Origin of the sequence: Nostoc sp. UHCC 0252, assembly GCF_034931145.1 — a bacterium.
GTDB lineage: Bacteria > Cyanobacteriota > Cyanobacteriia > Cyanobacteriales > Nostocaceae > Nostoc.
This window is the reverse complement of record NZ_JAYGHE010000033.1, coordinates 71,075-81,314: the sequence shown is the minus strand read 5'-3', so window position 1 is coordinate 81,314 and position 10,240 is coordinate 71,075. Positions and strand designations below refer to the sequence as shown.

Here is a 10,240-nt window from a genome sequence, read left to right as displayed (position 1 = left end):
CATGATCTGAGCTTAGGGTTTTTTGCTTTTTAATATAATTTTAATTATTTAACCTGAGTTCGGGTTAAAGTTTATGGCTTTTGGGATTGCTTCTCTCCGTACCCTGCGGGAACGCCAAGGGCGGTACGCAATGACAATTATTTAACCGGACATGATATGAGAGGTTAGAGCGACTGCACATTTATTTCTCAAAAACTTTAAAGATAATGATAATCAAAGCTCGAATGAGCAGGCAGAAGACAGGAGGGCAGATAGAGTAGCGGTAGCGAGTCTGCGAACATCGGCCAGTTTTCTCCTGCTTCCTGCTTCCTGTTTCCTGCTTTCACTGATTAATAAAAGCACCGTCAAGATAAATGATTTATTGATTTGACAAAGGCAAGCAGATGGTGAAACAAGTTCTACCTGGCTGCGACTCAAATGAGAGCGTGCCATGATGGCGATTTTCTACAATCCGGCGAACGGTTTCCAAACCAAGTCCTGAACCACGCCCTACTGATTTGGTGGTGAAGAAAGGTTCAAAAATGCGGGTTTTAATTTCAGGTGGAATTCCATTACCAGAATCGATGATGTCAATATGGGCAAAGCGATCGCAATGGTGTGTTGTAATTTCCAGCACTCCTTTACCCTCCATTGCATCAATGGCGTTGTCAATTAAATTTGTCCACACCTGATTCAGTTCGCTGCCATAAGCCAGGATTTTAGGAATATGTTGATCGTAATTGCGTTGTACTTGGATGCCGCACTTGAGCTTATGAGCAAACAATCGCAGGGTATCTTCTAAAGCTTGATGCACATTTACTTCTTGCTGAACGCCTTGATCGAGGTAAGAATAAGACTTCATCGCTTGCACAAGTTCGGAAATCCTCTCGGCTCCTCGCAAACCATGTTTAATCATTGACATGACTTCAAAGGAGAGCGATAGCCAGTGCAATCCCATTTCACGCAATTCAGTGCCGTCATTGCGCCAACGTTCCATCATCTGATCTAAGGTTTCGACCTCAACACCGCCTTCGGCTAAAGGCTCTGCTAATTTCCATGCCTGCTTCACACCATAATCTTCTAACCAATCCAGCAACACGGTTTCGCGATCGCTTAGTGTCACTGGATCTAGACGATTATTTAAAATCGCATCATAGCCTTGATCGCGCAATCTCAGCCAGTCTTGAGTATGCGCTTCCTCAACGTTGCGTTGCCCATAAACTAAGTTCATTCGTTGTAGCTCTAAGATCGCGGCTGGCATTTCTCCTAAAGTCCGAACCAGGGCTGAGGCTGGGTTATTAAGTTCATGAGCTAGACCGGCGGCAAGTGTCCCTAAAGCTGCCATTTTTTCTCGCCCACGAATGAAAGACTCTAATCCCCGCAGACGGCGTTCCATAATGCGGAAGACCATCCGCTCAAAATCACGACATTCATGCAGCAGCTTACGGAAGTCGTCTGGCTTAACTTCATAGAGGTAGCAATCTTTGAATGCCCGCATTGTCACAGGTGCAGGTTCATCTGTGAGGACTGGAATTTCACCAAAAAAGGATGGGGCTTCGTGTTGCCCAATGGGAATTTCAACTCCTTCAGTGCGGCGGGTAATATTCATTTTTCCTTTGACTAGGATAAATAAGCCGCGTCCAGAGTCTCCCTCATGCACCAACACTTCTCCGGCAAGGAGTTCAACTGTACCAGCGCGATCGCACACCCACTCCAATCGCTCTTTGGGAAGCCGTTGAAACGGGTCTAAGTTGATCAAGTCTTCAATACACAACATTAATCAATCTCCTTAGTTTTTCCCGATCTAGCTAAACATTGCTTAGATAGCGGTGAACAAATTGAATGGCGATCGAACCTTCACCCACACCGGATGCCACCCGCTTAATTGACCCGGAACGGACATCTCCGGCTGCAAATATGCCAGGAACGCTGGCTTCTAGTAAGAAAGGTGAGCGTTCCAAACCCCAACCTGGATGAGGTTTGCCATTGTGCATCAAGTCGGGGCCTGTGATTATGAATCCCTGAGCATCGCGTCGAACAACACCATCGAGCCAATCAGTTTTAGGGCTAGCACCGATAAAGATAAAAAGCGATCGCGCTGGTACGGTTTCAGTTTGTCCAGTCTTGGCGTATTTAATCACAATTTCTTCTAAAGAATCATCTCCCTTGACTTCCACGACGCTGCAACTTGTACGAACTTGGATATTCTCAGTAGCCGCAATCTGGTCAATCAAGTATTGGGACATACTCAATGAAAGCGATTCTCCCCGTACCAACATGATCACTTTGCTGGCATACTTAGAAAAGTGCATTGCTGCCTGTCCAGCAGAATTGGCCCCACCTATTAAGTAAACTTCTTCATTGGTACAGGCGATCGCTTCAGTCATAGCAGCACCGTAATAAACTCCCGCCCCCGTTAGTTTCTCGGCTCCTGGGACATCTAGCCAACGGTAGGAAACGCCAGTTGCAACTAAAAGTGCATGGCAACTAATCTCGCTGCCATCCGCCAATTGTAGAACCCGATAAGGATCTTGTAGCTTGACTCCAGTTACTACTTGAGGAGTGAGAATTTCTACCCCAAATCGCCGCGCCTGAGTGACTCCTCGCCTAGCCAAATCGCTGCCGCTTAAGCCAACAGGAAACCCCAGATAGTTTTCAATACGTGAACTCGTACCTGCTTGTCCACCTGGTGCTTCACGCTCAATTAAGACAGTACTCAATCCTTCAGAAGCGCCATAAACGGCGGCTGCTAGCCCAGCAGGGCCACCACCCACGATCGCTAAGTCATAAAATGGGCGTTCTGCGTGGGTTTGCAGTCCAATTTTAGCGGCAATCTCTAAATTCGATGGTTGGATTAATCGGGAACCATCGGGAAACAGCACCAAGGGCAATTGCTGTCTGCCATCAGCTTCTGCATATTCCACTAATTTTGCTGCATCCGGCTCCAGTTCAATATCCAACCACCTATAGGGAATCTGGTTACGCGCTAGAAAGTCTTTTACCTGATGGGAAAAAGGCGACCAGCGATTACCAATAACTCGAATCCCTTCAAAGGGTGGGCGGAATCCAGCTAGCCAGTCATCTAGCAAATCATCTAAAATCGGATATAATCTTTCTTCTGGTGGATTCCAGGGCTTGAGCAAGTAGTAATCAAGTCTGGCACTATTAATTGACTTAATCGCAGCATCCGTATCTGCATACGCCGTCAGTAAAGCACGTTTTGCATCAGGAAAGATGACTTTTGCTTGTTCAAGAAACTCCACACCTCCCATTTGAGGCATTCTTTGATCCACCAAGAATAGAGCAACTGCTTCATTCCGTAATTTGAGTTGCTGCACCGCGTCCAGAGCAGTAATACCGGAATCTGCCCGGACAATGCGGAAGCGATCGCCATACTGATGCCGCAAGTCTCGTGACACTGCTTGCAACACTTCTGGATCATCATCGACAGTTAAAATTGCAGGTTTTGCCATAGCTACTGTTAGTTAACAATTGCAGTGCCTATAGGAATCGGACTTGATAAATGAAATTATTTGCGTAGTAGGGAGTAGTGAATTAACCTTTTCGAGATGTACGGAGTTTTTTCAAAAATCAAATACGCATCCTATAGTCGTTATCTTCAGAAATCTGTCTTTAAAATATTTACTGTTTAACTAATTGGTTTAAACGAAAGTATGCCTCTTCTGGTGTCAGTGCTTCTGATTGGCTTTCATTAGGTATATAAAATACCCAGGTATCAGGAAAGAAATGCACCACAAAGCTCGGAATCAAACCCAAACTTACTGCTCGCTTCCCAAGTTTTTCAACTTGTTCCTCTAAACTCAGTTGGTCATGAAATGGGTGTTCAGTCATGCTTTTTAATCATCCCTACACTTTATTTGACCATAAAAGAACGTTCAATGCCCGCATTGCACGAATCACTTTTAAGCCAAGACTTACGCAAAATACCTCTTAAATTCTTATGACTCTGTGTTTTCTGTAGTTTTTTGGTAGCCTGTGGCAAGCCAGTTTATGTCTACGATTTTTGTTACCTATGCGTAAGTCCTAATAAATGATTCACCATGCTTCACAACATAATTTTAAAGGAGCATGTCGAGAGGGTACACGCTCTGATGGCACACAAATTCATCAGATGAGGGCATGTTATTGTACTTTCTTGAAATAGCGGCCTCAAGCAAAAGAATTCACAGTTGGACGGCATCTCGTTCTTCGGCATTTGTTACGTCCAGCCGAACAGCAATTGCATTTTCCTGATTTGCTTGCACCAATTCTGCTACTTGTTCGGGTTTTCGTGCTGTCAGCACAACTTTGTCGCCCCGCTCTAAAACTTCTGACGCTAGGGAGCGACCGAATCCGGTTGACGTTCCAGTTATCAAATAAACTTTGCTCATAGAACTTCAAAAAGTTGGTATCTTCACAATAAGTACAAATACTGATGTTGTCAAATTAAATCTAAGCCTCCCTCGCTTTCGGCTATAAGCTTTACAGACTTGGCATCGGTACTAATTACGATACAGAGCTTGTTGAAGCGATCGCGCAAAGTACAGCTACAGTCATTGAACATAGAATGTTTTTACGTAAAATCTTTTATAAAAACATATATAAACTGTATATTTTAAGGTGTGTAATTATTGAAATAGTCAGGTTACTATATTTATCTCAGTAAAATTAAGGCAAAAGCTCCCAGTGAATGGGCTAAAGTTTAGCTTCTTTAACAACTAGATATTCTTGAGATGCCCCAAAGCTAATGACTGAAGCGATCCAAATCGGTAATCGTACAATCACAGCGAGTGAACTGATTTCCTTGCTGGCATGTTACCAAATGCTGCCACAGTTGCAGCGAGAATTGATCATCGATGAAGCAATAGAGCAAAACTCACGCTCTGAGAAGTTAGTAATAGAGTGTACCCCTGAAGAAGTGGCCCAAGCCAAACAGCAGTTTTACGCTGAAAAACAGTTCAAAAACGAAGAAGACATCCAGGCTTGGATTGCACGTCAAGGGCTGACTCCTGAACAACTAGAAGTTATTTCCACTCGTAAGCTGAAAATTGAAAAATTCAAGCAAGCTACTTGGGGTAATAAACTAGAATCCTACTTCTTTCAGTCCAAAGCAAAACTAGACAAAGTAATTTATTCTCTACTGCGAACCCAGGATGTGGGAATAGCCCAAGAACTTTACTTTCGGATTCAAGCAAAAGAAAACTCTTTTGCTGACTTGGCGCGGGAATACTCACTTGGCCCAGAAGCTCAAACTGGTGGTTTAGTAGGCCCAATTGAACTGAATGCACTACATCCAGTAATGGTGCAAATGCTCTCAACCAGCCAACCAGGTCAGATATTGCCCCCTACCCGCATCGCTGACTGGTTCGTGATTTTGCGGCTAGAAAAATTTATCCCCGCGCAACTCGATGAATTTATGAAAGTGCGCCTCCTGAATGAACTCTTTGAAAACTGGCTACAAGAACAGCAAAAGCAAATCATCCCTGCACCACAACGCGAGGAAGGGACACAAGGATAAAGAAAGGGCGATCGATCAACCTTTAATTTAAGTAAACGGGTTAGAGTTTGGCTGTCGATTGTTTGTATTTAGTATTGAAATAATTCTCTTTTATACTTTATTAAGATTTATTACAAATTATCAAAAATTAAAAAGGCAACATTTTGACGTGTTGCCTTTTTCATCAGGAATTTATAGCAGAATCCGGGAGTCATACCATTTCACTTTAATGAAGATACAAATACATTGGTAGGGGCATGGCATTGCCATGCCCTTACGATAAATCTATATGTATCAGGATTTTCGTGAAATGGTATCAGAATGAGCTATGGCCAGCTAACAGAAGTAAACACGCTTTATTCCTAGCTTTAAACTTAGCTTGGGTAAAATATCCAAATTGAAATCTGCTGTATGTATCCAGTGCCCAAAAATTTAACATCTACAACGACTCTAAATAGCTCAAAAGATCCGCCATTTCTTGGGTGCTAGGCTGAAATTTTGGCATTGGCGGCGTTTCGCCACTGATCACCTGATGAATCAATCCATATTGAGACTTATGCTTGGAAACAGCTTGCAAACTTGGCCCTACTCGCCCGTCTGCTTCCAAACCATGACAACCAGCACAGTTAATTTGAAAGATCGCGTGTCCTTGAACTGGGTTTCCTGTTAGGGATAAAACACTCTTAACATAAGGATCGGAGGCTTGAACCAACTGAACACCAAAAAAGCCCAAAGGGACTGATAGCAGTATGGCCAGCGTCAATAAAACGATGCGCTGAATCAAAATTTCAGGTTTGGTAATCTGGTTATCCAAAAGGTTTGCGGTGAAAGTCTAGGTGTGCTAAAAAGTTTTCTTTTCCTACACATAGCTTAAAAGTTCTTGATTGTGTCTGCAAGCACAGAAGACTATTTTCTTTTGAGCAGCGGCCTGTCAAAAAGTCTGTAAGGCGCAGGATTCATACCAAATTTGGTAAAATCAAAAACAGGCAACGAATATTTAATAATTACAAAGAGGAGATTTCCAGTGGTTGAACCCCTGCTATCAGGTATTGTCCTTGGTCTAGTTTTCGTCACCCTCGCCGGACTGTTTTACGCTGCCTATAAGCAATACAAGCGCCCCAATCAGTTGGGCGGTTGAGGAAATAAGTGAGTGCTGAGTAGGGGAGACGAGGAGGGCAAATAAGCAATTTTTCTCCCCCTCCCACTCTTGTCATTGCACAATTCTGTAGAAAGTAAGTGATGTGTTGCCATAAACTTTCTCACGGCAAATTTCCCAAGAGGGAATCTCTGGCGGTGTCCAACCTTGTGAGGCGTGTTCAACTGCGATCTCACCACTAGGATCTAAAAGTTGATAGTGAGCGATCGCTTCTAATACTAGTTGGTACAGTCCACTGGCATAAGGTGGATCGAAGTAAATTCTATCAAATTGCTTGCCTGATAAATTCTTTAACTGCTGCGTAATATCTCCCCGCAATACCCGAAATTCTTGCTCGGTATTAGCTACCTGCTGCCAATTTTGTTGGATAGTGGCACAAGCTCGGCTGGATTGTTCAATCCCTACTGCTAGGCTAGCTCCTCTACACAAAGCCTCTGCGCCCATTGAACCAGTACCGGCGCACAAATCTAGCCAGCGACAACCTGCAATTTCTCCCTGCCAAATATTAAAGACTGCCTCCCTTACCCGCGCACTGGTAGGTCTAGTTTCTTTCCCTGGTAAAGTTCTTAGCTGGCGATTACCGTAAATTCTCAGGCTCATTGGTTATTAGTCATTGGTCATTAGTTATTAGTCGTTGGTCATTAGTTTTAGACAAAGGACAAAGAACAAATGACAAAAAGAGGATTAGGCAGGAATTTTTTCACGGACTTGAGCAACAAAATTAGATAGGATTTGCAATCCAATATTAGAGGATTTTTCGGGGTGAAATTGAACTGCCATAAGATTTTCCTGAGCGATCGCAGCTGTGATGGTTTGAGTACCGTGGGTGATGGTTGCTGCACGGATTAGCGGGTCTATTGGGTCAACATAGTAAGAATGGACAAAATATACCCAAGGATCGGACGGTAAATGCTCCCACAAAATGCTTTTTGCCTGAGTCATTTCCAGTTGATTCCAACCCATGTGAGGAATCGTGATGTCAGGTTCTGGACGAAAGCGCCGCACTTTTCCTTTGATAATTCCTAGTCCTGGTTGGCTACCTTCTGCACTTGATTCAAAGAGAATTTGCAATCCTAAACAAATTCCCAAAAAAGGTTTACCAGATGCGATCGCTTCTTTAATAGGTTGCTCCAAACCACGCGCTCGCAGGTGTTGCACTGCTGGATCAAATGCTCCCACTCCCGGCAGAACTATTGCATCTGCCTGCTCTAATTCCTTCGGAGAATAAGTAACATTAGGAGTTGCCCCAGCTTTTTCTAAGCCTTTGCAGACTGAGTGCAAATTTCCCATCTCATAATCTACGACCGCAATTACTGGCATTCACCTGCTCCTTGCAAATTTATTAATGGAGGGTTTTTCTATTCTAAATAATATTTGATATGAAGAAAAGAATTCTATTAACTTCTTTTGACATTTGCCTAAAATTTCAACAGTCGAAATTCTTCTGATGATTTATTACTTGAAGTTACCAAACTCGATCTGATACCAGATAACTTGAGTTTTTTACGCCAGTTACCCGTAGATGTGCAAATTGTCAGGACTCAGGTAATGGAAAAAATCAATGCAATTCAACCTGAATACATCATCTGTTGTGGGTAGGCTACAATCCTTACACAATTAAGGATGGAAGCATTTGCTAGCTGTAGAAAAATTAGTGACGGGAGAAGCATCAATTCAGATTAGCCACGACTGCGGTCAATTTGTTTTTACTATTCAGTCTTGGACTACTTAGACCAAATCAACTCACGATTTGTTGTCTTTTTATCTGCATTCCGGTTCTAAACCAAGCAAATTTAATGGGAATTGTTGGAGATTTCGTATTAATTATTAACAAACTGGCACTTTCATCAACTTGTTAATGTCTGTATGGTGAAAGAAACATCTAAGTATATGTTGCCATTGTTACTAATTTTCCCAATTGCTCAATTAACTCCTGCGACACCAACTGAAGAAGTTGTACAACCACAAGAAGTACGTCCTTTACCAGGTAAATTGGATACAGTACCAACCTTTAACAGCAATAGTCCAGAATTGGTTTTGAAAGAAGGAATTTTACTCTCCACTTTTCCACCAGATGGCAAAAAAGTTCCGACAGCGCATCTGAATTTTCCCTTTCGAGGACGATTTGATGTTTTTGCTCATCATGTTGCCAGGGCTGAACCTCCAGAAAATTTGCGTAGGCGTAGCCCGTCGGAGACATCGCTCTATTTGGGGATAATTTTGCACAACCCTGGTTCGAAAGCAGTGAAAGTGAATATTTGGCAAGCAGCGAGTTATTTGAGTCAACCGGATGCACCATTTATTCAGCTACCATCCTTTAGCCAAAATCCTTTAGGGAAAATTTTTGCTGGCCCAGGAGATCGCGCCATGTCTGATGTGTTGAGGGGACGACGACAAGAGATTTTCCCTGCCCAAATTGAGATTCCAGCAAAGCAAAGTCGGATGTTACTTAATTTACCAATCCCTGTTCAAGGATTGACACCGCCTCTGAATGGTCGGTCTACATTGATGCGATTGCAAAGTAATGGCACTGTCTATGCAGCTAGCCTAGCCATGTTTGCACGGGTGAATCCTGATGGTAGTGAGCGATCGCCTAATTTAGAAGAATGGCAGAATTTACTCAATAATAGTGATGTGGCTGGGCCACGCGATAAAATCCCCACTCCCCTAGAAGAAACTGGCAAGCCAAGAATTTATGGGCGGGTTGCTGGAGTCGCTAGTGGTTCACGGTGGAGAGCCTTATTAGTAGATAATCCTAAAACGAGGCATCTAACTATTCCTCAGCCTGGTCAAGTTTTTTCCTACGCTCTGAGTACCCTGGATGGCGGGACATTAGGAACTGGTCAAATTCAAAGTGCTAGTATGCTAGTGCGCTATCCCGACACCGCATATCGCGCTCATGGCAACTATGGAATTCAATATAATCTCAAGTTGCCGCTATATAACAATACTCAAAGACCTCAAACTGTAAGTCTAGCCATACAAACTCCGCTTAAGGAGGATCAGTTAGTCAAACCAGGATTACGTTTTTTTGCTACACCGCCCCGTCAAGTATTTTTCCGAGGGACAGTTCGGGTACGATACAAAGATGAAAAAGGTCAGCCACAAACTCAGTTTGTACATCTAGTGCAAAAGAGAGGTCAACCAGGAGAACCATTAGTTTCATTAAATATGAAAGCTGGCGATCGCTCCTTAGTAGAAGTTGACTTTCTCTATCCACCGGATGCTACACCACCGCAAGTATTAACAGTATCAACTCAGGCTGAAACTCGGTAATAAATGATATCGTTAATTAAGTATAAATTTTTCCTAATTAACGATATCATTGACCAACTGTGCGCGGTCAAGCCAGGGGCACATCTGATAGGCTTACAATGCTTACTGATAGTAGGCATTGTATTTGCAACACAAATGATATTTCAAAACAGTTCAAAATTGTAAAGACCTATTGAAGTCGAAATTGCAGGGAAAGAAAGCAAGGAAAAAACAAGGTGTTGATTTTAATCAGACTTTTTATCAACAAACTGTACTCAACTTCAAGCAAGTAATAGCGGTCATTTTATCTGGGTAGACCAACCTGATGTGATCATAGATGCTGTGAAAATTGT

General features: G+C 42.9%; 11 protein-coding genes. 3 read left to right on the top strand and 8 right to left on the bottom strand.

The genetic code is table 11. From position 1 onward, the window contains the following. Window positions 1-358: 358 nt before the first annotated feature. The 5 genes from VB732_RS19010 to VB732_RS18990 form a co-directional block, all read right to left on the bottom strand. Entirely contained in the window at window positions 359-1,756 is a 1,398-nt protein-coding gene (locus VB732_RS19010) for an ATP-binding protein (protein WP_323232461.1), read from the bottom strand. 31 nt (window positions 1,757-1,787) lie between these two features. Further along, a complete protein-coding gene (locus VB732_RS19005) occupies window positions 1,788-3,452 on the bottom strand; it encodes an FAD-dependent oxidoreductase (RefSeq protein WP_323232460.1) in 1,665 nt (554 codons plus the stop codon). Between the two features lie 169 nt (window positions 3,453-3,621). Further along, entirely contained in the window at window positions 3,622-3,831 is a 210-nt protein-coding gene (locus tag VB732_RS19000; protein ID WP_323232459.1) for a hypothetical protein, read from the bottom strand. Between the two features lie 332 nt (window positions 3,832-4,163). Next, on the bottom strand, window positions 4,164-4,370 hold the full coding sequence (locus tag VB732_RS18995; RefSeq protein ID WP_323232458.1) for an SDR family NAD(P)-dependent oxidoreductase: 207 nt from the start codon (window positions 4,368-4,370) through the stop codon (window positions 4,164-4,166). 50 nt (window positions 4,371-4,420) lie between these two features. Continuing rightward, window positions 4,421-4,543, bottom strand: coding sequence for a hypothetical protein (locus VB732_RS18990; protein ID WP_323232457.1), 123 nt, complete (start codon window positions 4,541-4,543; stop codon window positions 4,421-4,423). Between the two features lie 183 nt (window positions 4,544-4,726). Between VB732_RS18990 and VB732_RS18985 the strand changes: the two genes are divergently transcribed. Beyond that, window positions 4,727-5,497 carry a peptidylprolyl isomerase gene (locus VB732_RS18985; protein ID WP_323232456.1) on the top strand — a complete coding sequence of 257 codons (771 nt, stop codon included), beginning with the start codon at window positions 4,727-4,729 and terminating at the stop codon, window positions 5,495-5,497. Window positions 5,498-5,915: 418 nt separating this feature from the next. Here the strand turns inward: VB732_RS18985 and VB732_RS18980 are convergent, their stop codons facing one another. After that, a complete protein-coding gene (locus tag VB732_RS18980) occupies window positions 5,916-6,290 on the bottom strand; it encodes a c-type cytochrome (protein WP_163928961.1) in 375 nt (124 codons plus the stop codon). Between the two features lie 210 nt (window positions 6,291-6,500). On the opposite strand from VB732_RS18980, the gene petG reads away from it, so the two are divergent. Continuing rightward, window positions 6,501-6,614, top strand: coding sequence for a cytochrome b6-f complex subunit V (petG, locus tag VB732_RS18975; RefSeq protein WP_063721252.1), 114 nt, complete (start codon window positions 6,501-6,503; stop codon window positions 6,612-6,614). A gap of 72 nt (window positions 6,615-6,686) precedes the next feature. Here petG and rsmD read toward each other — a convergent pair whose 3' ends face one another. Both rsmD and hisH read right to left on the bottom strand, forming a co-directional pair. Then, a complete protein-coding gene (gene rsmD / locus VB732_RS18970) occupies window positions 6,687-7,232 on the bottom strand; it encodes a 16S rRNA (guanine(966)-N(2))-methyltransferase RsmD (RefSeq protein WP_323232455.1) in 546 nt (181 codons plus the stop codon). An 84-nt stretch (window positions 7,233-7,316) separates the two neighbouring features. Then, on the bottom strand, window positions 7,317-7,952 hold the full coding sequence (gene hisH / locus VB732_RS18965; RefSeq protein ID WP_323232454.1) for an imidazole glycerol phosphate synthase subunit HisH: 636 nt from the start codon (window positions 7,950-7,952) through the stop codon (window positions 7,317-7,319). A gap of 570 nt (window positions 7,953-8,522) precedes the next feature. Here hisH and VB732_RS18960 point away from each other — a divergent pair. Beyond that, the gene (locus VB732_RS18960; protein WP_323232465.1) at window positions 8,523-9,908 is read left to right on the top strand and encodes a DUF3370 domain-containing protein; all 1,386 of its coding nucleotides are present in this window, start codon (window positions 8,523-8,525) and stop codon (window positions 9,906-9,908) included. Window positions 9,909-10,240: the final 332 nt, after the last annotated feature.

Coding starts and splice junctions, on each gene's coding strand:
- VB732_RS19010 (WP_323232461.1), bottom strand. CDS start 1,756: ATGTTGTGTATTGAAGACTTGATCAACTTAGACCCGTTTCAACGGCTT.
- VB732_RS19005 (WP_323232460.1), bottom strand. CDS start 3,452: ATGGCAAAACCTGCAATTTTAACTGTCGATGATGATCCAGAAGTGTTG.
- VB732_RS19000 (WP_323232459.1), bottom strand. CDS start 3,831: ATGACTGAACACCCATTTCATGACCAACTGAGTTTAGAGGAACAAGTT.
- VB732_RS18995 (WP_323232458.1), bottom strand. CDS start 4,370: ATGAGCAAAGTTTATTTGATAACTGGAACGTCAACCGGATTCGGTCGC.
- VB732_RS18990 (WP_323232457.1), bottom strand. CDS start 4,543: ATGTTCAATGACTGTAGCTGTACTTTGCGCGATCGCTTCAACAAGCTC.
- VB732_RS18985 (WP_323232456.1), top strand. CDS start 4,727: ATGACTGAAGCGATCCAAATCGGTAATCGTACAATCACAGCGAGTGAA.
- rsmD (WP_323232455.1), bottom strand. CDS start 7,232: ATGAGCCTGAGAATTTACGGTAATCGCCAGCTAAGAACTTTACCAGGG.
- hisH (WP_323232454.1), bottom strand. CDS start 7,952: ATGCCAGTAATTGCGGTCGTAGATTATGAGATGGGAAATTTGCACTCA.
- VB732_RS18960 (WP_323232465.1), top strand. CDS start 8,523: ATGTTGCCATTGTTACTAATTTTCCCAATTGCTCAATTAACTCCTGCG.